At 39.8% G+C, this 26,845-nt stretch carries 24 protein-coding genes; 17 read left to right on the forward strand and 7 right to left on the reverse strand.

Annotated features, from left to right (window positions below):
- Nucleotides 1-91 precede the first annotated feature (91 nt).
- From glmM to galU, 4 genes are all read left to right on the forward strand, one after another.
- A complete protein-coding gene (glmM, locus tag KZZ04_RS16195) occupies nt 92-1,447 on the forward strand; it encodes a phosphoglucosamine mutase (RefSeq protein ID WP_219423212.1) in 1,356 nt (451 codons plus the stop codon).
- Nucleotides 1,448-1,628: 181 nt separating this feature from the next.
- Complete coding sequence (locus tag KZZ04_RS16200) at nt 1,629-2,795, forward strand: nucleotide sugar dehydrogenase (protein WP_219423214.1); 1,167 nt, start codon at nt 1,629-1,631, stop codon at nt 2,793-2,795.
- 96 nt (nt 2,796-2,891) lie between these two features.
- A complete protein-coding gene (locus KZZ04_RS16205; RefSeq protein ID WP_219423216.1) occupies nt 2,892-3,896 on the forward strand; it encodes an NAD-dependent epimerase in 1,005 nt (334 codons plus the stop codon).
- A 140-nt stretch (nt 3,897-4,036) separates the two neighbouring features.
- On the forward strand, nt 4,037-4,957 hold the full coding sequence (gene galU, locus KZZ04_RS16210; protein WP_219423218.1) for a UTP--glucose-1-phosphate uridylyltransferase GalU: 921 nt from the start codon (nt 4,037-4,039) through the stop codon (nt 4,955-4,957).
- An 888-nt stretch (nt 4,958-5,845) separates the two neighbouring features.
- Here galU and KZZ04_RS16215 read toward each other — a convergent pair.
- Nucleotides 5,846-7,288, reverse strand: a complete 1,443-nt coding sequence (locus tag KZZ04_RS16215; RefSeq protein WP_219423220.1) for a capsule assembly Wzi family protein — start codon at nt 7,286-7,288, stop codon at nt 5,846-5,848.
- A 1,240-nt stretch (nt 7,289-8,528) separates the two neighbouring features.
- On the opposite strand from KZZ04_RS16215, the gene KZZ04_RS16220 reads away from it, so the two are divergent.
- Nucleotides 8,529-9,002, forward strand: coding sequence for a peroxiredoxin (locus tag KZZ04_RS16220; protein WP_219423266.1), 474 nt, complete (start codon nt 8,529-8,531; stop codon nt 9,000-9,002).
- 229 nt (nt 9,003-9,231) lie between these two features.
- Nucleotides 9,232-9,576 (forward strand): four helix bundle protein, encoded by a 345-nt coding sequence (locus tag KZZ04_RS16225; protein WP_138527870.1) that lies wholly within the window; start codon nt 9,232-9,234, stop codon nt 9,574-9,576.
- A gap of 64 nt (nt 9,577-9,640) precedes the next feature.
- On the opposite strand, the gene KZZ04_RS16230 is transcribed toward KZZ04_RS16225, so the two are convergent.
- The 4 genes from KZZ04_RS16230 to KZZ04_RS16245 are packed head-to-tail and all read right to left on the reverse strand — an operon-like array spanning nt 9,641 to nt 13,219.
- On the reverse strand, nt 9,641-10,141 hold the full coding sequence (locus tag KZZ04_RS16230; RefSeq protein WP_138527872.1) for a DUF3299 domain-containing protein: 501 nt from the start codon (nt 10,139-10,141) through the stop codon (nt 9,641-9,643).
- Nucleotides 10,142-10,155: 14 nt separating this feature from the next.
- A complete protein-coding gene (locus KZZ04_RS16235; RefSeq protein WP_219423222.1) occupies nt 10,156-11,454 on the reverse strand; it encodes an FtsX-like permease family protein in 1,299 nt (432 codons plus the stop codon).
- Nucleotides 11,451-12,137 carry an ABC transporter ATP-binding protein gene (locus KZZ04_RS16240; RefSeq protein ID WP_219423224.1) on the reverse strand — a complete coding sequence of 229 codons (687 nt, stop codon included), beginning with the start codon at nt 12,135-12,137 and terminating at the stop codon, nt 11,451-11,453. The genes KZZ04_RS16235 and KZZ04_RS16240 overlap by 4 nt, the downstream gene beginning before the upstream one ends.
- A gap of 8 nt (nt 12,138-12,145) precedes the next feature.
- A complete protein-coding gene (locus tag KZZ04_RS16245; protein ID WP_219423226.1) occupies nt 12,146-13,219 on the reverse strand; it encodes a CDP-glycerol glycerophosphotransferase family protein in 1,074 nt (357 codons plus the stop codon).
- A 200-nt stretch (nt 13,220-13,419) separates the two neighbouring features.
- Here KZZ04_RS16245 and KZZ04_RS16250 point away from each other — a divergent pair, with 200 nt between their 5' ends.
- From KZZ04_RS16250 to KZZ04_RS16285, 8 genes are all read left to right on the forward strand, one after another.
- The gene (locus KZZ04_RS16250; RefSeq protein ID WP_219423228.1) at nt 13,420-14,523 is read left to right on the forward strand and encodes a phosphoribosylaminoimidazolesuccinocarboxamide synthase; all 1,104 of its coding nucleotides are present in this window, start codon (nt 13,420-13,422) and stop codon (nt 14,521-14,523) included.
- A 121-nt stretch (nt 14,524-14,644) separates the two neighbouring features.
- Nucleotides 14,645-15,310, forward strand: coding sequence for a methylamine utilization protein (locus tag KZZ04_RS16255; RefSeq protein WP_219423230.1), 666 nt, complete (start codon nt 14,645-14,647; stop codon nt 15,308-15,310).
- Nucleotides 15,300-17,615, forward strand: coding sequence for an EAL domain-containing protein (locus tag KZZ04_RS16260; protein WP_219423232.1), 2,316 nt, complete (start codon nt 15,300-15,302; stop codon nt 17,613-17,615). The genes KZZ04_RS16255 and KZZ04_RS16260 overlap by 11 nt, the downstream gene beginning before the upstream one ends.
- A complete protein-coding gene (locus KZZ04_RS16265) occupies nt 17,602-18,435 on the forward strand; it encodes a DUF3034 family protein (RefSeq protein ID WP_219423234.1) in 834 nt (277 codons plus the stop codon). The genes KZZ04_RS16260 and KZZ04_RS16265 overlap by 14 nt, the downstream gene beginning before the upstream one ends.
- The gene (locus KZZ04_RS16270) at nt 18,435-18,860 is read left to right on the forward strand and encodes a group 1 truncated hemoglobin (RefSeq protein ID WP_058403291.1); all 426 of its coding nucleotides are present in this window, start codon (nt 18,435-18,437) and stop codon (nt 18,858-18,860) included. The genes KZZ04_RS16265 and KZZ04_RS16270 overlap by 1 nt, the downstream gene beginning before the upstream one ends.
- Before the next feature lie 87 nt (nt 18,861-18,947).
- The gene (locus KZZ04_RS16275) at nt 18,948-20,015 is read left to right on the forward strand and encodes a CDP-glycerol glycerophosphotransferase family protein (RefSeq protein WP_219423236.1); all 1,068 of its coding nucleotides are present in this window, start codon (nt 18,948-18,950) and stop codon (nt 20,013-20,015) included.
- Nucleotides 20,012-20,407, forward strand: coding sequence for an adenylyltransferase/cytidyltransferase family protein (locus KZZ04_RS16280; RefSeq protein WP_219423237.1), 396 nt, complete (start codon nt 20,012-20,014; stop codon nt 20,405-20,407). Before KZZ04_RS16275 ends, KZZ04_RS16280 begins: the two co-directional genes overlap by 4 nt.
- Nucleotides 20,408-20,487: 80 nt before the next feature.
- A complete protein-coding gene (locus tag KZZ04_RS16285) occupies nt 20,488-21,318 on the forward strand; it encodes a sulfurtransferase (RefSeq protein WP_138527883.1) in 831 nt (276 codons plus the stop codon).
- Between the two features lie 255 nt (nt 21,319-21,573).
- On the opposite strand, the gene KZZ04_RS16290 is transcribed toward KZZ04_RS16285, so the two are convergent.
- Nucleotides 21,574-21,933: a DUF5522 domain-containing protein gene (locus tag KZZ04_RS16290; RefSeq protein ID WP_219423239.1), complete on the reverse strand. Its 360-nt coding sequence runs from the start codon at nt 21,931-21,933 to the stop codon at nt 21,574-21,576.
- 43 nt (nt 21,934-21,976) lie between these two features.
- Between KZZ04_RS16290 and KZZ04_RS16295 the strand changes: the two genes are divergently transcribed.
- Nucleotides 21,977-22,303, forward strand: coding sequence for a hypothetical protein (locus tag KZZ04_RS16295; RefSeq protein WP_219423241.1), 327 nt, complete (start codon nt 21,977-21,979; stop codon nt 22,301-22,303).
- A 62-nt stretch (nt 22,304-22,365) separates the two neighbouring features.
- On the opposite strand, the gene KZZ04_RS16300 is transcribed toward KZZ04_RS16295, so the two are convergent.
- On the reverse strand, nt 22,366-23,334 hold the full coding sequence (locus KZZ04_RS16300) for a class 1 fructose-bisphosphatase (RefSeq protein WP_138529534.1): 969 nt from the start codon (nt 23,332-23,334) through the stop codon (nt 22,366-22,368).
- Nucleotides 23,335-23,488: 154 nt separating this feature from the next.
- Here KZZ04_RS16300 and KZZ04_RS16305 point away from each other — a divergent pair, with 154 nt between their 5' ends.
- Entirely contained in the window at nt 23,489-25,918 is a 2,430-nt protein-coding gene (locus KZZ04_RS16305) for a zinc-dependent metalloprotease (RefSeq protein ID WP_219423243.1), read from the forward strand.
- Nucleotides 25,919-26,066: 148 nt separating this feature from the next.
- Nucleotides 26,067-26,840: a YggN family protein gene (locus KZZ04_RS16310; RefSeq protein ID WP_058403284.1), complete on the forward strand. Its 774-nt coding sequence runs from the start codon at nt 26,067-26,069 to the stop codon at nt 26,838-26,840.
- The last annotated feature ends 5 nt before the right edge of the window (nt 26,841-26,845 follow it).

A 26,845-nucleotide genomic window follows, 5' to 3' on the forward strand; every position in this document is an offset into this window, starting at 1 on the left:
CTGTTATGGCGCGGCTTGAAGTCGCGCTTTTAACTTTGCAGCCCTGCTTTATTTTAAATAATTTAAAGTGATTAAATATAAAGGAATAATCATGTCACGTAAGTATTTTGGTACCGATGGTGTAAGAGGTAAAGTAGGCACGTCTCCTATAACGCCCGATTTTGCAATGAAACTTGGCTGGGCTGCGGGTACTGTGTTGGCTTCAAGCGGTACTAAAGAAATTTTAATTGGTAAAGATACACGTAATAGTGGTTATATGTTTGAATCTGCAATGGAAGCCGGACTTTCTGCTGCGGGTGTAAATGTAGCTTTTGTTGGGCCAATGCCAACGCCAGCTGTCGCATACTTGGCCTCAACTTTTAGGGCCGATGCTGGGGTGGTTATTAGCGCTTCGCACAACCCATTTTATGATAACGGAATTAAATTTTTTAATAATTTTGGCACTAAGCTCAATGACGAACAAGAACTTGAAATAGAAGCCCTACTTGAGCAAGCATTAAATAATGATGCGATGCAATGTGTAAGCTCAGAACGTTTAGGCAAAGCTAGGCGCATAAATGACGCTGCTGGCCGCTATATTGAATTTTGCAAAGGCGTATTCCCTAAAGATTTAACGCTTGAAGGCTTAAAAATTGTTGTTGATAGTGCTAATGGTGCTGCGTATCACATTGCCCCGAATGTATATGCTGAGTTAGGCGCTGACGTTATTAGTATTAACGATAAACCGAATGGTTTAAATATTAATGAAAAATGTGGTGCAACTCACCTAGATAGCCTTCAAAAGGCGGTTATAGAGCATAGTGCTGATTTAGGTGTTGCACTAGATGGAGACGCCGATAGGCTTATGCTTGTTGATAACAGTGGCACTGTTATCGATGGAGATCAAATACTTTATATTCTTGCAAAAGCGGCAAAACTGCAAGGTAAAATGGATGGCGGTGTAGTTGGTACGCTAATGTCCAACCTTGGTTTAGAGTTGGCGTTAAATCAATTAGATATTCCGTTTAAGCGTGCAAAAGTGGGTGACCGCTATGTTGTTGAACAGCTTAAACAAACAGGCTGGAAGTTAGGCGGTGAAGGCTCGGGCCATATTTTACATTTAGACCATGCATCAACAGGTGATGGTATTGTTGCATCGCTTTTAGTATTAGCAGCGCTTATGCAGCAAAAGCAATCGCTACAGGAGTATGTTGCGGGCATGAAAAAGTTACCTCAGGTACTTTTAAATGTGCATTTAACCCAAAATAATGCGGATGAAATATTAAATACCAGCTCAGTGAAGCAAGCAGTAAGTGAAGCCGAAACCATGCTTGCCGATAAAGGGAGAGTTTTGCTTCGTAAGTCGGGCACTGAGCCACTTATAAGAGTTATGGTTGAGTCAACAGACTCGACGGCCTCTCAGGCACAGGCGGAGCATATAGCTAAAGCTATTAAAGCGTTACTGTAAAAAACTCATTTTTATTTCGCGGTTTTTGTCGCGCAAAATTTCATTTTTCATCTTTTACCCTTTCATTTTAAGTCAGGCATAATCATGTTTATAGGTTAAGCTTAATATCTAATAGATGATATTAAGTAACTCTGGTAAAATTAAGCATATTAATTACCAATGAAAACATTAAAGGAATAACATGAAAATTGCCGTGGTAGGTACGGGCTATGTAGGCCTTTCAAACGCTATGCTTTTATCGCAATACAATGAAGTGGTCGCACTTGATATTGACGAGCAAAAAATAGCATTACTCAATAATAAACAATCGCCTATTGTTGATACTGAAATTAGCGAGTTTTTAACGCGCAGTGATTTAAATTTTACAGCGACTACCGACAAGGTAGCTGCCTACAAAAATGCTGATTACGTAATTATAGCAACGCCAACAGACTACGATGTTGAAAATAACTACTTTAATACTAGCTCTGTTGAAGCAGTAATTAAAGATGCTATGGCGCATAACCCTAATGCGGTTATGGTGATTAAGTCGACTATTCCAGTAGGTTTTACTGCCGATATTAAAAAGCAATTAGGCGCTGAAAACTTAATATTTTCCCCAGAGTTTTTACGTGAAGGCAAAGCCCTTTACGATAACTTACACCCGTCACGTATTGTTGTAGGCGAGCAAAGCGAACGCGCCACTATTTTTGCAAACTTACTTAAGCAAGGCGCTATTAAGCAATATGTTGAAGTGTTATTTACTGACTCAACTGAAGCTGAAGCTATTAAGTTATTTTCTAATACTTACTTAGCTATGCGCGTAGCGTACTTTAATGAGCTTGATAGCTACGCAGAGGCACACGGTTTAAACAGCAAGCAAATTATACAAGGTGTTGGGTTAGACCCACGTATTGGTAACCATTATAACAACCCGTCGTTTGGGTATGGTGGCTACTGTTTACCAAAAGATACTAAGCAACTGCGTGCTAACTACCAAAACGTACCAAACAATATTATTGGCGCAATTGTAGATGCAAACACCACCCGTAAAGACTTTATTGCCGATTCAATAATTAAACGCAGCCCTAAAATTGTGGGTGTTTATCGCTTAGTAATGAAAACGGGTTCAGATAACTTTAGAGCCTCGGCCATTCAGGGCATTATGAAGCGTATTAAAGCCAAAGGCATTGAGGTGGTTGTTTATGAGCCAGTGCTTGAAGAAAACGAGTTTTACCATTCACGCGTAATAAAAGACTTAAATGAGTTTAAGCAAATATCTGACGTTGTGGTTTCTAACCGTATGGTTGAAGAGCTAAGCGATATTGTAGATAAAGTATATACGCGTGATTTATTTGGTAGCGATTGATTAAGATATTAGTCATCAGATATCAGTTATTAGATACTGCTTTAAAAGCCGCTTAAATCTAGGTTGATGCGGCTTTTTTGCTAAAATTAGGAAATTATGAAGTATTTAGTTACAGGTGCTGCGGGTTTTATTGGTGCAGCAACGTGTCAAAAATTATTGGCTGCTGGCCATGTGGTTATAGGTATAGATAACCTAAACGATTATTACGATGTAAATTTAAAGCTTGCACGCTTGGCGCAGTTTGAAAGCCACGATAATTTTACGTTTATTAAGCTTGATATAAGCGAACGTGCAGCAATGAGTGAGTTATTTGCAGCTCAGCAGTTTGATAAAGTAATACACTTGGCTGCACAAGCAGGTGTGCGCTATTCAATAGAAAACCCAGACGCCTACGCCGACTCTAACTTAGTAGGGCACTTAAATGTGCTTGAAGGGTGTAGGCATAACAATGTTAAGCACCTTGTTTATGCGTCGTCTAGTTCTGTTTATGGCCTAAACGAAAAAACACCATTTGAAACAACCGACAGTGTTGACCACCCGGTATCGTTTTATGCGGCAACTAAAAAAGCAAATGAGCTAATGGCTCATAGCTATTCGCATTTATATAGTTTACCTACCACAGGTTTACGCTTTTTTACGGTTTATGGCCCATGGGGTCGCCCAGATATGGCGCCGTATATTTTTACTAAAAAAATACTCGACGGCGACACCATTGATATAAACAACAATGGTGATATGTGGCGCGACTTTACTTATATTGACGATATTGTAGAAGGTGTTGTACGTGCTGCCGATGTTATACCTAAAGCAACCCCAAGCTGGCGTGTAGAAAGCGGCTCGCCAGCTACAAGCTCAGCTCCTTATGCGGTTTATAATATTGGCCATGGTAGCCCAATAAACCTTATGAAGTTTATTGAAGCCATTGAAGCCGAGCTTGGTACAGAAGCAAGCAAAAACTTCCGTGAAATGCAAGCGGGTGATGTTTATAAAACCTATGCCGACACGCAAGACCTGTTTAATGCCACGGGCTATAAAGCCCAAGTTGGTGTTAAGCAAGGCGTTAGCGAGTTAATTAAGTGGTATAAAAGCTTTTACAAGTAACTTTATTGCTAAGTAAACACTGCTTTTTAAGCGGTGTTTACTCTTTTATAGTTAAAAGATTAAAAATCTTCTATTCATCTTCTATCTACATTTAATCTGTTAGTTTAAAAATAATTAATTTAAAAAATAAAGGACTACCCATGAAAGCTGTAATTCCTGTTGCTGGCCTTGGCACGCGTATGCTACCCATGACCAAAGCAATTCCTAAAGAAATGCTCCCTATTGTTGATAAGCCACTTATTCAGTACATTGTTAATGAATGTGTAGCTGCAGGCATTAAAGAAATTGTGTTAGTTACTCATAGCTCTAAAAACGCGATTGAAAACCATTTTGATACCAGCTACGAGCTTGAAGCAACGCTTGAAAAACGCGTTAAACGCACACTGCTTGAAGAAGTCCGCTCTATTTGCCCAAGTGATGTAACCATTATGCACGTTCGCCAAGGCGAAGCTAAAGGTTTGGGGCATGCTATTTTGTGTGCAAAGCCCATTGTAGGGAATGACGATTTTGTAGTTGTGCTACCCGATGTAATACTTGATGTGTACACGGCTAACCAAAAAACAGAAAACCTAGCCGCTATGATTGCACGTTTTAATGAGGCAGCAGCAAGCCAAATTATGCTTGAGCCTGTGGCTATGGATGATGTAAGTAAATACGGTATTGCCGATATTAATGGTGTGCAATTAGCTCCTGGCGAAAGCGCTAAAATTAAAACTATGGTTGAAAAGCCGGATGTTGATGCTGCGCCTTCAAACCTTGCTGTAGTTGGCCGCTATGTATTAAGTAAAAATATTTGGCCATTACTTGCTAAAACCCCAGTAGGGGCGGGTGGCGAAATACAATTAACTGACTCTATTGATGCATTAATGACGCAAGAAACCGTAGAGGCATTTCATATGAGTGGCCGCGCGCACGACTGTGGCGATAAGCTTGGTTATTTAAAGGCGATTGTTGAGTACGGTATGCGCGATGAAAAGCTGGGTAAAGAATTTGCACAGCATTTAAATACATTGGTTAATGGTGAAAATGCGCCAACACTTAACAATGTGGTTAATTTGTAAAAATAGCTTTAGTTATTCTAAAATTATAAAACCGTGTTTAATTTAAACACGGTTTTTTTGTTTTTTAGACAAGTTTTGTATTTGGTTAATAAAGTGAATAAGACATTATTATCACCACAGAGAAGACAAGAAGAAGTAAAGGAGAAGATACTAGAAAATAGTATATTTCCTCTGTGTAGCGCGCAGTGCTCTCGGTGGTCAAAATTGTCTAGTGGTTAAATTTTTTACCTAAATGGTAAAGTAAATAAAACATTATTATCACCACAGAGAAGACAAGGAGAAGTACAGGAGAAGATACTAGAAAATAGTATGTTTCCTCAGTGTAGCGTGCAGTGCCCCGGTGCCCCGGTGCCCTAGGTGGTAGAAATTGTTTTGTGGTTAGGTTTGTACCTGATTTATAAAGTAAATAAAACATTTTTATCACCACAGAGAAGACAAGGAGCAGTGCAGGAGAAGTCATTTTAAACAAAGTGTATTGTATTGCGCTCTTCTCAGTGTAGTGCACAGCGCCTCAGTGCGCTCGGTGGTAGAAATTGTTTTGTGGTTAGGTTTGTACCTGATTTATAAAGTAAATAAAAATATTATTATCACCACAGAGAAGACATGGGGAAGTAAAGGAGAAGATACTAGAAAATAGTATGTTCCCTCTGTGTAGCGCGCAGCGCCTCGGTGTGCTCGGTGGTAATTAAATCCCTAAATTATCTTAACGTAGGGGTGAAGCTTGCTCACGCAAAAGGTTGTTAATGTGACTATGTATAAATTAAACGCGCCAGCAAACAACGCGCCTACAAAAACAAGCTTGGGTACTCTGCTGGTCTTTAGGAAGTTTAGTTTTGGATAGGTATTATATCGCTTTTGAAAGCGCGAAATAAATTCGCGCTTTCAAATTTAAAAGCTAGCGGAGAAAGCGATTCTTGAAAATGCCTCGCCATACACATCTTTACCTAGGTAGAGCTCAGCGCCTAGGCTTTTAGCGCCCCAAATAGGTTTGTTTAATTTACGTATATAAGCTGTTTGGAGTTCGTAACTTGTATTATAGCCGTCATATTTATTTTTAAGGCCACGTAACGTTGTATTCAAGCCCTCTTTAGCACTAAGCTGCCAATGCCAGTTAATACTCATCGATTTTGCTGGAGTGTAGTCTGTATAGTCGTGCTCATCCCCCCCCCAGTGGCCAATTACGTTGCCTGAGTTGCGGTTACCGTCTAAGTATAAACCGTTAGCATACCAAAGCTTTTGCCAATTACTGTGTTCAAAACGCAAGCTGTGATTGTTTGCAACGAAGGGTAAATAAAGCCCAAAACTATAAGCATTATTACGAGAGCCACCGAGTGTGTCTTCAAGGGCTATTTCACTATAAATCTCATACGGTAAATTAAATAGGCTGTTATTGTATTCAAAGGTGATTGATCCTAACTGATCACCAAGCTCAAAGTTTTCACCAAATTCATCAGCATCGTTGCTGCCTACGTTATCTTTAGCGCCGGGTGTAAAAAAACCTTCAGCAAAATCTTTTAAGGTTACGCTACGCGGCCCCCCACCAAATTGCATTAAGCGGCTTAGGCCAATAGTTAAGTTATCTGTTGCTGCAAAACTAATATGCAAGCCGTATAAGTAAGGCTTGCCAGGTTCATATACTCTTTCTACACCACTTTGTTTGCCTTCTTTTAAAATTCCACGCTGCTCGGTCATTTTACTAATAAACATGTCGTACCGAATATTAAAGCTGGTTATTGGTTCAACATTACTTATGGTTATTGACGGCGTTGTTTTAGCGTGTGTGCTTAATAGCATGGCGCTGTCGTTAAAAGGTGAATACCAATGCTCACGATAGCCTATATCGAGTTGTGCGTATTTATTACCGAGGTAAATAAAACTTTGGGTTGGGAGTATTTCGTTTTCGTTTGCAATGCCTGCCACGCTTATACCAAAGTAACGGCCAAAGTTAGCGTAAGCGCCACCTTCAACAATTAAGTTGGTTTTAGTTGTTTGCCCGCGTTGATTGGGTAGTGTTTTGTTTTTTGTACCAGCAGCAAGGGTTGCTTTAGCAAATGTGCCTGCATCACTTTGTATATACGGGCTTATTTGGTACGACAGAGTTTGGTAAAGCTCTGGGTAACTATGCCTTATGGTTTGTAGTACGTTGTATATATCATGCGCTTTATAGGGCTTGCTCATAATGTGGGTATTTTTACTTACCGCTAAAAGGCGCTCTACATTATGCTCTAACTCTGGTGCTTGGTTTAAAGGTAGATATGGCGATACGCCTCCCTTTGCTAAAGCGTTTGCACTTAATGCTAATGCTATAAGTAACGATGTTTTTTTGAGCATAATTATTCCGTTTGCCAATTTTTATAGTAAGTAAATACGTTAATGCGAGGTTAGCAATAAATACGTTAGTAAGAAAGAAAAAAGCGTTTATAGGAAGTGGTTTTAAGTTGCTAGTTATAAGGTTGAAGTTTCTAGATATTAGTTGGCAATTATAGATGTTAGTTTTCAGTTTAAGTTGGCGGCAGTTATTAGAATAACCATTAAGGTTTGTATTGATGAGCGTTATTTACAAAAGTGACTTATTCACCACAGAGAAGACAAGGAGCAGTGCAGGAGAAGATACTAGAAAATAGTATATTTTCTCTGTGTAGCGCGCAGCGCCTCGGTGTCCTCGGTGGTCAAAATTGTTTTGCGGTTAAACTTTTTACCTAAATGGTAAAGTAAATAAAATATTATTATCACCACAGAGAAGATAAGGAGCAGTGCAGGAGAAGTGATTTTAAAACCAATCAACCGTTGCGCTCTTCTAAGTGTAGCGCGCAGCGCGTCGGTGCCCTCAGTTGTAGAAATTGTTTTGTGGTTAGGTTTGTACCTAATTTATAAAGTGAATAAGACATTATTATCACTACAGAGAAGACAAGGACCAGTGCAGAAGAAGTGATTTTAAAACCAATCAACCGTTGCGCTCTTCTCAGTGTAGCGCAGCGCTTCGGTGTTCTCGGTGGTAATTAAATTCCTAGATTATCTCAACGTAGATACAAGACGTGAAGCTTGCTCACGCGAAAATTGTTAATAAAATATGTGTAAATTAAACCCGCCAGCAAGCAAGGCGCCTACAAAAAACGCGCCGTAGTGTATCGAGAAAAGTAACTTAAACCAATTGGCTTTGGTTTTCTTATTCGCTTCTCTTTGTGCATTATGTTTTTAAAAGCCGATTATTCACAAAGAGGGTAAGAGACGCTGCGCTTTAGAGGGTTGGATTATAGTAGTGGCGTTACGCCGCGCTTTTTTGTGGGGTGTTGTATATTTGGGCTGGTACTGGTCTTTATACTTTGCGTGAAGCTTTCTCACGCAAAAGGTTGTTAATGTGACCATATGTAAATTAAACGCGCCAGCAAGCAAGGCGCCTACAGTAAATTAGCCGCGGCGCTATACAGTGTATAAATGAGCATTCCAACTCGTATCTTAGCGTATGTTGTGTGAAAAGTTTGTATTTATGCTTTTAATAATAAAGCTGCGCCCATTAGCAAAGTCCACTATGCTATGGGCTATTCGTTATTTATATTTTTTAGGATTCATCATGATTGAGCAAGGCCAAAACTTACCAGAGGTTACACTTACGCAGCTGACAAGCGAAGGTATGCAAACGCTAACTAATAAAGAGTTGTTTGATGGCAAAAAAGTGGTTTTATTTGCTGTGCCTGGGGCGTTTACGCCAACGTGTTCAAATGCGCATTTACCTGAATTTATTACGCTTGCCGATAAAATTAAAGCAAAAGGGGTTGATGCTATTTATTGTGTGTCGGTTAACGATGCATTTGCAATGAAAGCATGGGGCGACTCGCAAAACGCTGAAGAAATTTTAATGCTGGCCGATGGTGATGCAAGCTTTACCAAGGCACTTGGGCTTGAAAAAGACACCGCAGGCTTTGGTGGTATTCGTTCTTCACGTTACGCAATGATTGTAGATAACGCGGTTGTTACTGGGCTATTTGTAGAAGCAGGTAAAGAGTTTACAGTAAGCCGCGCAGAGCATGTTTTAGAAAAGCTTTAAGGCTGCATTTAGTTGTCAGTGTTTAGTTATCAGTTATTAGAAGTCAGTTGTCAGTTGTCAGTGGTTAGTGGTTAGTGGCTAGTTATCAGATAGAAGTTTTTAGATATTAGTGATTAGATGTCAGTTATTAATAAATTTTAGATTTATTTTAGGCGAATTTAGTTAGCTATTTGTTATTTATATATTTAAAACTAAGCTAGTAAAAATGTTATGAACAAAAGTAAGACTAATGAATTTTGAAAATTTAGATGTATGGAAACGTTCTGCACGTCTCAGTGTAGATATTTACAGGTTTACAGCAGATATAAAAGACTATGGGTTTAGAGATCAATTAACACGCTCAGGCCTTTCAGTACCCAGTAATATCGCAGAAGGTGTGTGTAGAGAAATTTATAAAGAGAAAAGTAGATTTATAGATATAGCTAGGGCTTCTCTTGCAGAAGCTAGAACGCAGATATACATAGGCACAGAAATAGGTTACCTAAATAAGTCAACAAGCCAACAATGGATAACAGAAACAAAAGAATTAGCTGCCATGTTAACAAGCCTTAAAAATAAGTTTGATAACAGTTAACCTTAGAGTGTTTAGCTATTCATTCTTCGCACTGAAAACTGAAAACTGAAAACTGAAAACTTTTTCAAAGCTCAAACGGCGCTACGCCGACTGCTTTCATTTTGTAACCTACCTGCGCTAATTCGCCTGACCAGGTTTCTGTTGTAATGACACCGGTGACGACAATGGCATCGTAAAGGCTTTCGATTGGTACGCCGCCTTTTATAGTTACATGCACAAGTTGGTTAGGTGGTGGCGGTGGTACATGTATGCAGGCGCCAAAATACGGTACTAGTAAAAATTCGGTGATTACTTCGCTATCGCCCTCGAGTGGTACAACAAAGCCGGGTAAGCTAACCGATTGCCCATTTAGCTCTCTTACTACGGGGGCATCTAAATCGGGTTGTACCCAGTTTTGATCGCTGCCTTCGTGGTTCGCTTGCGCTTGGGTATCTATTTGCACATGACCTTTAGGGATTAAGTCTTCCCAAAAAATTTCTTTGGGTGGATTAGCATTACTTGTAAAGGTGATAATAGCTAAGCTTAATACACATAAGGTATTAAAAGCCGTTTTAAAAAGTGTCATAAAATTCCTGAAAATTATGTTTTTATACTCATGCCGTCGCTGAGTGAGTAAAAATAAGCACGAGTGGCTGGTATTAAACCAATAATAAAACCCGCCGCCATAATAACGCCTATAAGGGTGAGTTCATAGCGTGAAAGCATGGCTATATTTACACTAATGCCGGCATGGCTTTGTAGGTAGTCGGCTCCTAAAAATAGGGTGCAATAAAATAATGCACACCCAACCACGCATCCTAAAAATGTTGTAAGCAACGACTCCATACTTATAAGTGTAAATAGTTGCCAAGGCCTTGCGCCAACCGAACGCAGTATAGCAAGTTCGCGACGGCGTTGATTAAGGTTTGCAAGCAACGTGGTTAGCATACCAAGCAGGCTTACTAGCACAACAACAAATGAGAAAAGTAGCAGTATTTTTTCAACAATGGCGAGCATTTCCCATAAGTCTTTTAGCGTAACGGTTGGCATAATGGCTAATAAGGCCTCTGGCTTGTACTGATTTATGTTGCGCCTAATTTGTAGCGTGTATAAAGGCGAATCAAATCCCATTAAAAATGCAGTGATTTGTTTTGGGTGGCCAATTAAGTTGTTATGCTCATCGTGCTCATCGTGCTCATCGTGCTCATCGTGCTCATCGTGCTCATCGTGCTCATCGTGCTCATCGTGCTCATGGCTTGCGTTACCGCCATGAATTAAATCAATAGCGGCGAGCGGTATATGCAGTGTTTTATCGACCGGTGTGCCTGTTGGATTTAAAATGCCGACTACTTCAAACGGGTTGTCGTTGTGATGATGAAAACTGGTATTGCCCATACCATGGGATATTATAATGCTATCGCCCAGTTTGTAGCCTAGTTTTGTAGCTACCTCGCCACCCAATACCACACCGTGAATAGTGCTAAAAGGGTTGCCTGCACTAAAACTCAAAGGTTGTTTTTTAGCAAAGCGGTAATGGGTAAAGTAATCGGGTGATGTACCTAAAACAGCTTGGCCTTTGTGGCTGTCGCCAAGGCTAATGGGAATGCTCCACTTTACCCCGCGTTGGCTTGTTATGTATTTGTAGCTTTGCCAGCTTACGCCATTATTGGTGTGGCCAATTCTAAATACCGATGAAAGCAGTAATTGAATATCGCCGGTGCGTGCTCCTACAATTAAATCGGTCCCTGAAATAGTATTGCTAAAACTGCTTTTAGCATCAACTCTAACACGTTCAATACTTAGCAATAACATAACGCTTACGGCAATGGTAAACAGCGTTAAAACAACACTTGCACGTCTATTTAATAAGCTTTTAAAGGCCAGTTTTGTAAGGATCATAATGCCCCCTGCAAACTTACTAAGTCGATTGAGCGATTAAATAGCGGCTTTAAGTTTTCGTCGTGACTTACAAATATGAGTGTACTGTTTGCATTGCTCGCTTGCGCAAACAATAAGTTAATAAAGCTTTCGCGGTTTTGTGTATCAAGGGCTGAGGTTGGCTCGTCGGCAATTATAATTTCAGGGTTACCAATAAATGCGCGTGCGGCAGCTACACGTTGTTGTTGGCCAATGCTTAGTTCTGCCACATTTTTAGTATGGTATTGCTCGGTTAAGCCCAGTGCGTTTAATAGCCGGGTAGCCTCATCATTTAAAGTAGTTGAGTGGCTTAATGCTTTTTGTTGGCGCTTTTTTGAAAATTGGCAGCCCAGTATTACGTTTTCAATAGGCGATAAGTAAGGAAGTAAGTTAAAGTTTTGAAAAATAATACCAATGTGGTCAGCTCTAAATATATCTCGCTGGGTGTTACCTAGGGTATTTAAGGTGTGGTTTAATAACGTGACATTGCCGCTGGAGGCTGTATTTATACCGGCCAATAAGGCTAGTAACGTTGATTTACCCGAACCACTTGGGCCATGTAAAAAAACGTGTTGGCCTTTTTCTATATTTAATTTGCTAATAGTTAGCGTGGGCGTTTTATCGTTTTTATGCCATTTAAAAGTAACGTCATTAAGGCTTATCATTGTTTGGTTTACCATTTCCAATAATTAAGATTTTTGCGTGTTTTAAACTGCCTAATAATATTAAACGGCTTAGGTTTTAGTTTATCGTCACTCAGTAAAAACTCATTGGTTGCAGCGACTACTCGCTCACTTGACTTACCGTCTGTGTATGGATGCAGCTGTTGGCAATAGCTTTCTATATTTTGCATCAATGTTTTAGGGTAAGTAAAAGCAAGGTCTAACGCGTCTTCTAGCTTATTTGGATCTGTTACGTTTAGTAAGTGTTTGTCTGGGGCGTTATTACAAAAGGTCACCACCGGCTTGCGTTGCACTATAAACATTAAAAGTACCGATGAGGTATCACATAGCATTACATCGGCCGACTTTAACAAGGGGACTACGTCGTCGGTTTCAATAAACGTTAAGTTTTGATTACTCAGCGCTTTGTATTTATTAACAAGTTCAAGCGGCATTTTAGGATGAAACTGCATTAATATGCGCCACTTTCCTGTTTCGCTAAAGTGTTTTATTTGCTCGTAAAGTTTAGGTGCAAGTGATAAACGTTTTGAAAAAGTAGAACAAATTAAAAGTGTAGGGCGAGTGTCGGCTTTATTGGTGTAAGTTGTTTGCAAGTCACCGGTAAACAAGCGGTCGAGCGTTGGCCAGCCCGTTTCGGTTACTTTAAAATACCCCAGCTTTTTTTGTAAGGCTTTAAATGGCGCTGTGGTATTTGGGCCTTGCGTGCAGTAAAGGTCAAAGCAGCCCCTTGCTTTTAGATGGTCGTTGTTGCCTTTTTTATCAAGTTTTCCGGCGTCAAAACCATGAAACACACCGACTTTAATACCCGGAAAAAACGTAGGAATCAAATTGGCAGGTGCGAATGTAGCGTCGGGTTTCCAGTTGTGAATATCGTCTATTGAATTAAGGCGTATTTCATCGGGTGTTAAAAAGTTAGGGTTTACTGAACTACCTTGTAAAAACCAGCGCACTTGCCCTCCATTCGCTAATATGGCCGCCTGAATAGGTCTCAAAATTGCGTATGAATAATTTTGAGATATATACATTAAGTACTTTTTATTTTTGGTGGTGGTTAGGTAGTTCAAGCTAGCTCCTCGACTCGTTAGCATAGCCAGTTTACCCGATTGTGACAGCCATATAAATATTCTTGGTGAATCTCTTAACCAAAGTTCAGGCTATTTAGTTTTTAGCCCACGATTGAGCTTTGAAGTTGGCTGGATTATCATACCGCACATAACCCCATACTCTACTTTGCTCATAGAGCATCCCTAACCCCGGAGATAGCATGACTAGCTATAAAGTTTTAGACGTAAACGATGATTTACCCATTCGAACCAAAGGTGAAGTACACAGTGGTAAAGTCCGTTCAGTTTATTGGCTAACAGGTGAAGACAGCGCGCGACTCATAAAAGAAAAAGAGTACAAAGTACCCGCAGGTACCGAGCTGGCTATTATGGTTATTTCGGACCGCATTTCTGCGTTTGATTGTATTTGGCAAGGTGAAAATGGTTTAAACGGCGTGCCAGGTAAGGGTATAGCGCTTAATACGGTTGCATCTTACTGGTTTAAGTTATTTGATGAGGCAGGCCTTGCTGGTAATCATATTGTTGATATTCCGCACCCGTATGTATGGATAGTACGTAAAGCAAGCACAGTTAAGGTAGAGGCGATAGCGCGCCAATATATTACCGGTAGTATGTGGCGTGATTACGCTAAAGGGACACGTAACTTTTGCGGTATAGCGTTGCCTGAGGGCTTAAACGCGAACCAAAAATTAGAAAACGTACTAATCACTCCGTCAACTAAAGGTATTATTGAAGGCGTTGCCGATATTCCGCCAGTAGACGATGTAAACATTACCCGCGAAAATATAACTAACAACTTAGATGTGTTTAATTTTAAGTCGGCAGACGACGTATCTAAATACGAAAAACTGTTAGTAGAGGGTTTTGGCTTAATTAGTAAAGAGCTTGCCAAGCTTGACCAAATTTTTGTAGACACTAAATTTGAATTTGGTTACGTAGAAGATTTAAATGGCGCACAACAACTCATTTATATTGATGAAGTAGGTACACCCGATTCGTCGCGCATTTGGGATGGTGCTGCATACCGAGAAGGTAACATTGTTGAAAACTCTAAAGAAGGCTTTCGCCAGCTGTTAATTAATAATGTGCCAGAAAGCGATGTATTACTAAATAAAGATCGCATGGCTGAGCGCGAAAAATTAGCAAAGGAGTATATTTTACCTGAATCAGTTATGCTTGAAGTGTCTAATACTTATGTGGGCATTGCTAGCAAAATTGTTGGTGAAGCAATTACTATTCCTGAGGATCCGCGCCAAGAGGTTATTTCTATTTTAGATGCTGATTATGGCTTAATTGTAAAATAGTCATGATTTAGTATTGAAAATCCCAGTAGCTTATTTTTATTTTTAGTTACTGGGCTATATTCCTTGCAATTAACCCCTTTAATTAATTACCTTAACCTAACGTTAATAGTTAGGTGGTGTTATGTTTGAACGTGGTTTGCAAAAAATAACTAAAAGTTGCCGTTTTTTAGCCATGGGGTTGTTTTTTGGTTACTTTTCTAACGCCGCTGCACTGGAGTTGGTAATAGAAGATCAGCACGGTAATAAATTAGAAAATACCGTTGTTGAGCTACATTTTAACGCCGAGCAATTAGCTCAAGCAAACCTTCCATTGGCCACTATGGATCAAGTTCATAAACAGTTTATGCCTGAACTTTTAATAGTACAAAAAGGGCAACAAGTTGATTTTCCTAACAGCGATAACATTCGCCATCATGTGTATTCTTTCTCGCAAGCTAAGCCTTTTCAGCTAAGGCTATATTCAGGCCAACCCAAAGCACCGATTACTTTTGATAATCAAGGCGTGGTTGTCTTAGGGTGTAATATTCACGACTCTATGGTTGGCTACATATATGTGGCAGGTAGTAAGCATGTTTACAAAACAAACAAGCAGGGCAAAGTGACCTTACCAGATAATCTATTACCAATTGAGTTAAGCGTATGGCACGCTTTGCAAACCGCGCCATTGGAGAATAAAAAAATTATTAAATTGAATGCTAAAAATAAACATACCGTTACTGTAAACACATCTACACCCGCCCCTAGAAACACTTTTGGCAGCAAATTTAAGGCTGGTAATGACGCATAGTTTAAAAAACCGAATTACCATACTTTGCGTAGGGCTAGTGTTATTAACAACGCTGGTGAGTGTTGCTAGTTTTTGGTGGTCAACAAGTCAGTTTCAAGAACAAAAAGTAGAGCAAGATATAAGTGTTGCGCAAAACGTTTATAAGCAATATTTATCCTCAAAAGAAAGCTTATTGTTAACTGCAGCTAAGGTACTCACCGCCGATTTTGGTTTTAAGCAAGCGGTTGCAACACGCGATGCTGGTACAATAAGCAGTGTTTTGTATAACCACAGCCAACGGATAGACGCGCAATTAATGTTGCTTATAGATTTATCGGGTCAGCTAATTTCATCAAATTTAGAGCAGGGAGCCTTTGAAGACGACTTGCGCCCTTTACTCGCAGAGCTATTTAACGCACAAGAGCAATCCACATTTGTAGTGTTAAACAATGAGCTTTACCAGGTTATTTTATTACCTGTAAAAGCCCCAAGAACCATAGCTTACAGTTTAGTGGGCTTTAAAATAGACGACAGTGTTGCAAGCGAGCTTAAAAGCCTAACAGGCATGGACGTTAGTTTTGTAGGCAGTGCCGACAACTTAGTTATTAGCTCGCTAGATGCGCGCCCAACGCCATTTGAACCGGTGAGTTATTTTAACAACACGACCACTACAAGAATATTTGGTGAGTACCCAGTTTACCAAAACCGAGATATTAATTTAGCGTCTTTAGCGACCCATCCCATTATTATTTTGTTAAGTGCCGATTTAACACAAAGCTATAGCGATTTTGAAAAGCTATTTTTTACTCTTATCATTTTGTCTATCTTAACTATGTTTGTGGGTGTTGTTACCAGTAGCTTATTGGCTAACAACTTAACAACGCCGCTTTCTCAGTTGGTTGTGATTGCAAAGCAGTTTGCACAAGGTAATTATAACTTTGAGTTTAAAGATAAAAAGCAAAGCACAGAAATAACGACCTTAGTAACCGCGTTCGACAACATGGGTAACGACATTAACAAGCGTGAACAACAAATTAGTTTTCAGGCGCGTCACGATGCGTTAACTGGCTTTTATAATCGTTCTGCAATGTTAGAAGTGCTAGACAACGAATTAAGCGAATCCACCCAATATACGCTTGTAGCAATAGACATAAAGGGTTTACGACATATAAACGATAAGCTGGACCCACGTATTGGCGATGAGTGTATAAAAACTGTAGCATGCAGAATTAGTGAGTTTTCGGATGAGTTCGGTGGAATGCATGCGCGTATTGGCGGCGATGAGTTTTTAACGGTATTTCCAAGTACCGCGGTTAGCGAGAAAAAATGTGGAATAGAGGGGTTAATTGCTAGGCTACAACAGTGTTATACCATTCAAACGTTAAAAATTAACTTACAGTTTAGTACCGGGGTATTGCAGTACCCATCTCAAGGAACCGCCAGTGACGACTTGGTAAGGCGAGTACTTATTGCCGTAGAAAATGCGGCAAATAATCAAAATCATATACATTATTACCAAGATGGCGAAGACGAGGCCCATTTAGATCGTTTAATTATGCTTGATGAATTAAAACAAGCTATTAGCGACGACGATGGTCAGCTGTTTATGACATACCAACCTAAGTTGCATATGCAAACCCAAAAAATAGACAAGGTTGAGTCACTTATTCGTTGGCAACGTAAAGATGGTAGCTGGGTTAACCCTGAGTTGTTTATTGATTTAGCTGAGCGTTCAGGGCTTATTGTTGAGCTAACTGCATGGGTAATAAATACCGTTGTTGCGCAAGTTGCCGATTGGAAGTCGAAGAGCATTGAGCTGCAAGCAGCTATAAACGTATCTGCTCAGGATATTGCGTTTCCGGGTTTTCATGCCGCGTTGGTGGCGACGCTTAAAAAGCATAATGTGGATGCAAGGTTAATCACTATTGAATTAACTGAACGCGACATGATAGAAAACGAAGAAAAGGGCATAAAAGCGCTTAAAGATTTAAAGCAAATTGGCGTTAAAATATCGCTTGACGATTACGGGGTAGGGCAAACATCGTTGGGGCGTTTAAAAATGCTGCCTATTGATGAACTTAAGCTCGATAAGTGTTTTATTTTAAAGCTAGATGCGTCGCAAAAAGATCAATTTATAGTGCAATCGTCAATTACGCTGGGGCATCAATTAGGTTTTTCGGTGGTGGCTGAAGGAGTAGAAACCGAAGAGTCGTTAGCTTTACTCAAAACAATGCAATGCGACCATGCGCAAGGTTACTACCTTAGCCGGCCTTTAAAAGCAGAGTTACTAGAACAATGGCTAGAAGAATACTATGTTAAAAATTAGGTTTTTATTTGCCTGTGTTTTATTGCTAATAAGTTTGCCTATTTTTGCAAGCAGCGGGAAATTATTAGCAACACCTGGCGTATCACAAATTGAAGGTAGCGGCGGCGGCGGCATTGTGCCTTGGGCTCAGCTTGCCGGGTATGCGAGCGAAGATGAATTTTCGGTAAATGGTTTTTGTAGTCGAGCCGATGTAAGCGACTACGCATTAAATGTATGTGGTGCGCAATTAAACTTATTTAATCGAGTGGAGCTAAGTTACGCAATTCAGCATTTTGACGTACCTGCGCTTAACACAGAAATAGAGCAATCTATTACCAGTGCAAAAATACGTTTATATGGTGATATTGTTTACAGCCAATGGCCGCAATTAAGTTTAGGTATCCAACATAAGTCGCTAGATGACGGCACCGTAGCCAAACTTGTTGGCGCAGAGGATACAAGCGGTACAGATTATTACTTGGCTGCCAGTAAGCTTCACTTAGGTGCACTTGCAGGTTATAACTGGTTTTGGAACGTAACAACACGCTATAGCGAAGCGAATGAGCTTGGCTTATTAGGCTTTGGTGGTGCAAATGCACAGAGCAAGTTTTTATTTGAAGGTAGCACCGCGGTATTTTTAAGTCGCGAATTGGCAGTGGGTATTGAGTATCGTCAAAAGGCAAATAATTTAAACTTGAGCGAGCAGGATTGGAACGATGTTTTTGTTGCCTGGATGCCTAACAAAAACATCAGTGTAACAGCTGCGTATTTAGATTTAGGACGTATTGCAGGCGCAGACGATCAAACGGGTTGGTATTTATCTGTCACAGGGTATTGGTAATGAAGTTAATTGCAGTTGGGATTTTATGTGTTGGTATTTTAATGGGCTGTGCAAATAAAGCGCCACCTACTTTATATTACCAAGTCGGTGGCAACGCCGGCATAGAAAAACTAATTGATAGCTTTATTAATCAAATAGGCAATGACGAACAAGTATTTCACTACTTTGAGCACGCAAATATAGCGCATTTTCGTCAAGGTTTTATTTTACATATGTGCATGCTTACCGATGGCCCGTGTAAATATAGTTATGTAGGTGATTCAATGGTAGACATACACACCGGGATGAACATAACAGAAAAAGATTTTAATCATGTTGTTGATTTATTAGTGAATGCCATGAATGAGCAAAATATTTCTCACCCTATCCAGAATAAAATTTTGTCAAAAACGGCGCCATTAAGAGCCGATATTATTAACATATAGCGGATAAACATTATTTTCTGTTTACCTACAATACAAGCCATTAGTTATGTACAATGGATAATATTGTTACTTTATTGTATATTTTTCATGTTTGTATATTTCGACGTCCAGCATATTTATTATTTACCTCAATATATACCTGTAATTGAAAAATTATCACATAGAGGTCATCAATGCGCATTAGTATTTTATAGATCTCAAGAGAAGCAATTTATAGATATTTGCGAGACATTCGCTGTTGAACATTCAATAAAAGCAATTTGGCTGGAAGATAAATCAAATACATTAGATTTTTATCAGGGTGTTGAATGTGATTGGGTTGTGTTTGGTAATGCATTTTTAGACGTTGATAAGCTCAATAATAAAAGTGTATTAATGCAGCACGGCATAGGTCCAAAAAGCTGCTACTACGATGTATCAAACACAACGACTACTGTTCGCTTTGTTGAAGGTGAGCATCGCTTAAAACGGTTAGAAAACTTATACCCAAATGGTAATTTTGTTGATACTGGCTATGCGAAATTAGATCCAATTATTAATAACTCAGTCGAAAAAATTGATTTGGCTAGGTTAGGTTTAGATGAAAATAAGCCAACACTTTTATATGCCCCCACTTTTTATCCTAGCTCTATTGAATGTATGAACGATGACTTTCCAGAGTATTTTCCCGATTATAATATCATTATAAAACCGCACTTTTTTAGTTTGTCTAAACCTCGTTATAAAAAACAAAAAAATAAAATCATGCGTTGGCAAAAATATAATAATGTTTATTTAACAAGCGAAAGCGAATTTAACTTAACGCCTTTTTTAGCCATTGCGGACATAATGTTATCAGACGCGTCATCTGCTATATTTGAGTTTGCAGCTCTGGATAAGCCTGTTGTATGGTGTGACTTTTACAAGTTACGATGGAATTATAGAGGCATATTTTCTTATCGTTTTAAGGCACGGCTTGATGAGGACATAAATTATTTTCACAAAATTTGTCAAAGGGCTGAACAATTCAGCGATGTGGTATCTGCAGTTCAATTGTGTGGCTCGGAATCTGAAGAATTCAGATTTAACCGAAAAAAAATTATTGAGCAGCTTGCAGGCAAAATAGATGGCAATTGCGCTGAGCGTATAGTTAATTACTTAGAGAGTTATGAATGAAACGAGTTATTACATTTGGTACCTTTGATATTGTTCATGTCGGCCATATTAATATTTTAGAACGCGCTAAATCTTTAGGTGATTATTTAATTGTTGGCATATCATCAGATGCACTCAATATGCAAAAAAAGGGTAGAGCTCCTGTCTACAGTGAAAGCGATAGGGTTAAAATAATTAGCTCTTTACGCTGTGTTGATGAAATTTTTATAGAGCATTCCCTTGAGCTCAAAGGGGACTATATAAAAGAACATGATGCAGATTTGTTAGTTATGGGGGACGATTGGGCTGGTAAATTCGATAATTTTAAGGCGTTATGTGACGTAAAATACTTAACTAGAACACCTTCTATTTCAACCACGGAAATAATTGAAGTAGTTCGTAACCCCTCATAAAAATTTATAAGAGCGATTGTTCAGCACTATTTTGATTAATGCTCCAAACCTTATAAGCCTCATTATTAAAAGGGTATCAAATCAAAAATCTAATAACCTGCCAACAATTACACAAAAGGCTAAATGACCCTGCTCTAGTTTTGTTTGATGCGGGTATGCTGCGCCCTGGTGTTTTAGGCTCTTATAAGCCTGAAGCTATGCTGCCAAACGCAAAGCGGTTTGACATAAAAAATGAGCTGGCAGATAGATCAAACCCGCTACCAAGTACAATGTGTAATGCACAGCAGTTTACACAGGTTATGCAGCAGTCGGGCGTAAACCACGATTCGTTTATTGTTGTTTATGAAGATCAAGGCTTATTTAGTGCTGCAAGAGCGTGGTGGATGCTAAAAGCCATGGGGCACCACAATGTAAAAGTATTAAGTGGCGGCCTTAAAAAGTGGTTAGCTTGCGGCTATGCAGTGCAGCAAGGTTATAGTGAGGCTTTAATGGGTGGTGATTTTGAAGCAAGTTATAACCCAAGCTACTTTATTGGCAGCCAGCAAGTATTAGCAGCAATAGACGATACCAATACTGTATTGTTAGATGCGCGTGCCTATAAACGCTTTACTGGTGAAGAGACCGAACCTCGAAAAGGTATGCGAAGTGGGCATATACCCCAAAGCCGTTCGTTGCCTTTTTTGGATTTATTATCTGATGGTGAAGCAAAATCTTTTGAGGATATAAAAGCAAAGTTTGCATACGCTGTAGGCAATGTACAGCATCTTCAATTTAGTTGTGGCTCTGGTATTACGGCATGTGTTTTAGCTTTATTTGCTGATGAATGTGGCTACAAAAACTTAAGTGTTTATGACGGCTCTTGGAGTGAATGGGGCGCAAGTGATTCATTGCCGATAACCAAAGATGTATAAGCGAAAATACCATAACGAGCAATTTGTGTAGGCGCCTTGCTTGCTGGCGCGTTTAATTTTATATAGTTACGTTAACAACCTTTTGCGTGAGCAAGCTTCACGCCTAAGTGTGGGTTACTTTAAATGTTTATTACCACCGAGAACATAGAAGAGCTGCGCGCTACACAGAAAAATATACTATTACAAGTCACTTCTCCTGCACTGCTCCTTGTCTTCTCTGTGGTGATAATAATGTTTTATTCACTTTGAAACTTTTTACAGTTTGTATCCATACGGGCAGTTTTTACAGCCATTTTTACAACAGGTTCCTCGCTTTAAAAAAAACCATTTACTAAATACCATGTAGCCATTTTGCATGGTGTAGTCGAGTTCTTCAATTAAGTTATCGTTTCCTCTAAATGCTTTTGCAAACGCAATTTGATCTTTAATTGGTTGGGTATATAGCTCTTCAAGGTAGTGATTAATTTTATTTAGTGTACATGGTTGGCACAAACAGCTTGTTGCAGCTGCGTCTAGAGGTAAAATAGCGGGGAGTTGGTTACACCAACATGCGGTCATATTATTTACATTACAGTTAAGCGCTGTATTACATTGGCTGCAGTTTGTTTGAGTCATTTTAGTTCTTATCAACAGTAGAGCGCCAAGAATAACAAATATTATGAATATACAAAAAGCGTTAGCAGAATTTATTACGTTTTCAGTGCAAAGAGCTGATGCAATATCGGTTATTGTATCAACGCCTGCCTATGATCAAGCCCCCTTATATACACTAAAAACAGATGTGTTAGTTGATGTAATCGAACGCTGTTTAAGCGGTGAAATAGACCTAGATGACTTAGAACTTTGGGCTAACGTGATTGAGTCACGAGAAGATGTTGATTGTGCTGAACACGAAGGCGTTATTTATGCGCTAAGCAACAGCGAACAAATGGGCGAGCTTGATCACCAAAAGCTTGAAAAAATACGGGCACTGTTAAAGGATTAAAGTTTGGTTAACTTAAAACCGCATTCAAATTAAATGCGGTTTTAGTATTTTTGACAACGTGTTTACTTATGGTATCCCAAGCAGGTTTCTACTTCGTTTTTAGATCCTAAAATAACCGCTACACGCTGGTGGATAGCGTTTGGTTGAATGTCCATAATACGTTCAGATCCTGTTGAGGCAATGCCGCCGGCTTGCTCTACTAGCATAGCCATCGGGTTTGCTTCGTAAAGCAAGCGCAGTTTATTAGGTTTGTTAGGATCTTTTGTATCGGTTGGGTAAGTAAATACACCGCCTCGGCTTAAAACGCGATGAACATCGCCCACCATGGCTGCAATCCAACGCATATTAAAGTTTTTAGCGCGAGGGCCTGTATCGCCTTCTAACAAATCATTTATATAGTTTTGCATAGCGGGTTGCCAATGGCGTTGATTAGACGCATTAATAGCAAACTCGTTGGTATCTGCAGGTATTGTGGCAAAGTCTTCTGTTAGTAAAAAGCTACCTTGGGTTTTATCAAGGGTGAACATACGCGTGCCTTTACCTGTACTGAGTGCCAACATAGTTGATGGGCCGTAAAGTACGTAACCTGCTGCAACCTGTTTATGGCCAGGCTGCATAAAAATACTTTCGTCTGCTGCATCTGAACCTTCAGGCGCTTCCATAATTGAAAATATAGTCCCTACCAGCGAGTTAATATCGGTGTTTGACGAACCATCTAGTGGATCAAATGCCACAATATATTTAGCATCGGGGTTACCTGCAACGGTGTAGTCTTCTTCTTCAGAGGCAATGGCTTTAACGGTGCCCGACTCCAGTAAAATATCTTTTAATAGCTGGTTAGATAATACATCGAGCTTTTTTTGAGTTTCGCCTTGAATGTTTTCATCAAGTGTTGAGCCCAATACGCCAGAAAGCGCACCTTGGCCAACACGAAACGATATTTCTTTACATGCCGCTAAAATAGTTCGGATTAACGATAAAAGTTCTCTTGGGCAACCATCTTCAAGTAATACTGGAGGGAGTCTACGCATTCTATTTTCCTGATAACGTGTTAAAACCAATCATAATGTGAGAGAGATTAGTTTAGAGCGCTGAATTTCGTCTTAAATATCTGTATTGTTTAAACACCGCCCTATAATGGGGGCACCTAATCGTACCTAAAACGCCAATAACAAAGATAAGATTATGAAAAAAATACCACTACTAAGTTACATATTCTTTACTGTGCTGTGCTCTATCATAACTCAAGCGCACGCAGCAATTAAGTCCATTGATGAATTTACTACACAAATGAACCACTTTCCGGGCTACTACTCGTTTTTTTACGATACCCAAAACGGTAAGGTATATTTAAAAGTAGATAAGTTTGAGCAGCCATTTTTACTGCAACAAAGCTTGCCATACGGCATCGGCTCAAACGATATTGGGCTTGATAGAGGTCAGCTTGGTAACACGCACCTTGTAAAATTTGAGCGCTTTGGCGATAAAGTGATGCTGCGTGCTGTAAATACCTACTATCGTGCAAACACCCAAAATAAAGCGGAACAACAAAGTATTAAAGAAGCATTTGCATCAAGCATATTAGCGGGCTTTAAAGTGGTTGCAGAGGATAAAAGTACTGCACTTATTGATTACACGCCTTATTTATTGAGCGATGTACACGGAGTAAGCCGCACATTAGCTGCGCGCAAGCAGGGTAATTTTAACCTTGATGAATCACGAAGTGCAGTTTACATGGCGCGCTCAAAAGCCTTTGTAAAAAACACCGAGCTTGAAGCTGTATTAACGTTTAAAGGGACAAAACCGGGTGAGTTTGTACGTCAAGTTAGCGCAGACCCGTACGCTATTACCGTACATATGCACCATTCACTTATTGAATTACCTGATGATAACTACACACCCCGTCAGTTTAATCCGCAATCGGGATTTTGGAGCATTGAACATAAAGATTACGCTGCGCCTTTAGGCGAGTCGATGTTTGTCCGTTATATACCGCGTCATCGTTTAGCAAAAAAAGATCCGAGCTTGCCTATTAGCGAGCCAGTTGAACCTATTGTTTATTATTTAGATCCGGGTGTACCCGAGCCGGTTAAAAGCGCCTTACTTGAAGGCGGTAAGTGGTGGAACGATGCATTTAGCGCTGCAGGCTATAAAAATGCGTTTATTGTTAAAGTATTACCAACCAATGTTGACCCGATGGATATTCGTTATAATGTGATTCAGTGGGTGCATAGGGCAACACGTGGCTGGTCATACGGAAGCTCGGTTATTGATCCGCGTACCGGTGAAATATTAAAAGGCCATGTAACGCTGGGATCGCTTCGCGTTCGCCAAGATATTTTAATCGCAGAAGCACTTGCTGCTCCTTATCTTAAAGGTGATGAAGTGGCTAAAAACTTACACGCGATGGCGCTTGATCGCATTCGCCAGTTAAGTGCACACGAAATTGGTCATACATTGGGTATTGCCCATAACTTTGCCGCATCAGTTAACGATAGAGCGTCAGTAATGGATTATCCGCACCCATTATTGAGCTTTAATGAACAAGGTAGGCTTGATGTAACTCGTGGCTATGCAACCGGTATGGGCGTATGGGATACCCAAGTAATTAAATACGGTTATAGCGATTTTACTCATCAAGATGAAAGCGCAGAGCTGGCTGAAATTTTAAAAGAGAACAAAGCTAAAGGTTTAGCGTTTATTTCTGATTCTGATGCGCGTGCCAAAGGAGGCGCTCATCCAACGGCTCACTTATGGGATAACGGCGCTAATCCATCAGAAGAGCTTTTACGTGTACTTGACGTTCGTAAAAAGGCGCTCTCGCAGTTTGGTCTTAATAATATTAAGTCGGGTGTTGCGCTATCTCAATTAGAAGAAAAGCTTGTACCACTTTATTTATTTCATCGTTTTCAAGTTGAATCTGCGGTTAAGTTAATTGCCGGCGTACATTACGAATACGAAACCCGCGGTAATGAGCCTGCGCAAGGTGCAAAGGTTGTTGATAAGCAAGTACAACAAGCGGCTGTAAATGCCATTTTAGCCACGCTTACAGCCAGTAACTTAGTCATACCTGAATCGGTATTATCGTTGATTCCGCCAAAAGCATATGGTGAGTCTAAAACACGCGAAAGCATCGTTGGACGTACTGGGTTAACGCTCGATGCAATGGCTTTACCTGAGGTGGCAGTGCAGCATAGTTTATCGTTGTTGTTAAATCCGCAGCGTTTAAACCGTTTAGCGCAACAACAAGCGCGTAATAACCAGTTTTATAGTTTAGATGTGTTACTAAAGCAGTTATATAGCCATGTTTATAATGTGTCGGCGCCCGATACAATGAAAGGCAAAATAACTCAGCGTATTCAGTTTTTAACGGCAAAAACCTTTGCTGATTTAGTGGCAAATAATAATGTAAGTCCAGAGGTACAAGCGCAACTTCGTTATTACTTAGTCAAGTTAAGTGAAGACTTTAATCAAAACACGATGCTGAGTAATACAAGCACCGGCGAAAGCGCATTTAAACAATATTTAGCGATGCATGTTAAACACTTTTTAGCTAATGGAGAGTGGCCTAATAACTTTAAGGTTCTGCCAATCCCGCCAGGTTCTCCTATTTAATTTTTTAAGGGCAAAGGTTGACTCGCCTTAAGCCTTGAACGCCTGTATAAACAGCGCTTCGATAGTATCGAGCGCTGTTTTTTTCTTGCATAAAATTGGTTTTTTGTTAACCTAGCTGCCTTCCACTTTTTGTCTTTTTGAGGTGTTTATGGCGTTTTTATCTCGTGCGATTTTATCGCTGTCCATTGCACTTTCAAGTACAACTGCATTAGCACAAAAGCCCTGCGACGTAGAGCTCAGACATGGCCTGATTATTACCGATGACGTAATACGTATTGTAGATAAAGGCCAAACCCGAGTACAAATTAACAATAATAACCAGCTGTTTATTCGTGGATACTGGGTAGATTTAGGTGACGATGAAAGCAAAGTGCTCGAGCAGTTTAGCCAAGGCATTCGTCAAACAGTGCCTGAGCTTGTTAATTTAGCCACCGATGGTGTTAATTTAGGGCTGAGTGCGATTGAGCAGGTGGTTGAAGGCATGTCGGATAAAGAGCCTGAAGTGCTCAAAACCCAGCTGCAATACGTAGAGCGGGCGTTGATGGATAAGTTTAAACGTGGCGACGACTTTTTTTTTATAGCTCCGCAATCGCTTTCGCAAATAGATGACTTTTTTACAAAAGAAATAAGCCAAAAAATTCACTCGGCGGTTCATGGTTCATTAGGTGCTATTTTAGTGTCTTTAGGGGATGCGTTTAAATCCCGTGAAGGCAATATTGAGGACCGTATTAATGATATGGGTCAACGTATGGATATCATTACTAAAGAAATTGATAAGTCATTACAAAAAAAAGCAGACCAATTAGAACTTAAAGCGTCAGAATATTGCGAATACCTTAATACGTTAGATGTCACCGAATCTCGCTTACAAGCGATTGTACCGGGTATGGCAGACTTTGATTTAGTGCAGATTAAATCGTGAAAAAG

Source organism: Pseudoalteromonas sp. CR1 (assembly GCF_019392235.1).
GTDB lineage: Bacteria > Pseudomonadota > Gammaproteobacteria > Enterobacterales > Alteromonadaceae > Pseudoalteromonas.

Coding starts and splice junctions, on each gene's coding strand:
- KZZ04_RS16230 (WP_138527872.1), bottom strand. CDS start 10,141: ATGACACTTTTTAAAACGGCTTTTAATACCTTATGTGTATTAAGCTTA.
- KZZ04_RS16260 (WP_219423232.1), top strand. CDS start 15,300: ATGACGCATAGTTTAAAAAACCGAATTACCATACTTTGCGTAGGGCTA.
- glmM (WP_219423212.1), top strand. CDS start 92: ATGTCACGTAAGTATTTTGGTACCGATGGTGTAAGAGGTAAAGTAGGC.
- KZZ04_RS16305 (WP_219423243.1), top strand. CDS start 23,489: ATGAAAAAAATACCACTACTAAGTTACATATTCTTTACTGTGCTGTGC.
- KZZ04_RS16250 (WP_219423228.1), top strand. CDS start 13,420: ATGACTAGCTATAAAGTTTTAGACGTAAACGATGATTTACCCATTCGA.
- KZZ04_RS16215 (WP_219423220.1), bottom strand. CDS start 7,288: ATGCTCAAAAAAACATCGTTACTTATAGCATTAGCATTAAGTGCAAAC.
- KZZ04_RS16310 (WP_058403284.1), top strand. CDS start 26,067: ATGGCGTTTTTATCTCGTGCGATTTTATCGCTGTCCATTGCACTTTCA.
- KZZ04_RS16300 (WP_138529534.1), bottom strand. CDS start 23,334: ATGCGTAGACTCCCTCCAGTATTACTTGAAGATGGTTGCCCAAGAGAA.
- KZZ04_RS16205 (WP_219423216.1), top strand. CDS start 2,892: ATGAAGTATTTAGTTACAGGTGCTGCGGGTTTTATTGGTGCAGCAACG.
- KZZ04_RS16295 (WP_219423241.1), top strand. CDS start 21,977: ATGAATATACAAAAAGCGTTAGCAGAATTTATTACGTTTTCAGTGCAA.
- KZZ04_RS16225 (WP_138527870.1), top strand. CDS start 9,232: ATGAATTTTGAAAATTTAGATGTATGGAAACGTTCTGCACGTCTCAGT.
- KZZ04_RS16200 (WP_219423214.1), top strand. CDS start 1,629: ATGAAAATTGCCGTGGTAGGTACGGGCTATGTAGGCCTTTCAAACGCT.
- galU (WP_219423218.1), top strand. CDS start 4,037: ATGAAAGCTGTAATTCCTGTTGCTGGCCTTGGCACGCGTATGCTACCC.
- KZZ04_RS16255 (WP_219423230.1), top strand. CDS start 14,645: ATGTTTGAACGTGGTTTGCAAAAAATAACTAAAAGTTGCCGTTTTTTA.
- KZZ04_RS16275 (WP_219423236.1), top strand. CDS start 18,948: ATGTTTGTATATTTCGACGTCCAGCATATTTATTATTTACCTCAATAT.
- KZZ04_RS16290 (WP_219423239.1), bottom strand. CDS start 21,933: ATGACTCAAACAAACTGCAGCCAATGTAATACAGCGCTTAACTGTAAT.
- KZZ04_RS16270 (WP_058403291.1), top strand. CDS start 18,435: ATGAAGTTAATTGCAGTTGGGATTTTATGTGTTGGTATTTTAATGGGC.
- KZZ04_RS16220 (WP_219423266.1), top strand. CDS start 8,529: ATGATTGAGCAAGGCCAAAACTTACCAGAGGTTACACTTACGCAGCTG.
- KZZ04_RS16280 (WP_219423237.1), top strand. CDS start 20,012: ATGAAACGAGTTATTACATTTGGTACCTTTGATATTGTTCATGTCGGC.
- KZZ04_RS16240 (WP_219423224.1), bottom strand. CDS start 12,137: ATGATAAGCCTTAATGACGTTACTTTTAAATGGCATAAAAACGATAAA.
- KZZ04_RS16265 (WP_219423234.1), top strand. CDS start 17,602: ATGTTAAAAATTAGGTTTTTATTTGCCTGTGTTTTATTGCTAATAAGT.
- KZZ04_RS16235 (WP_219423222.1), bottom strand. CDS start 11,454: ATGATCCTTACAAAACTGGCCTTTAAAAGCTTATTAAATAGACGTGCA.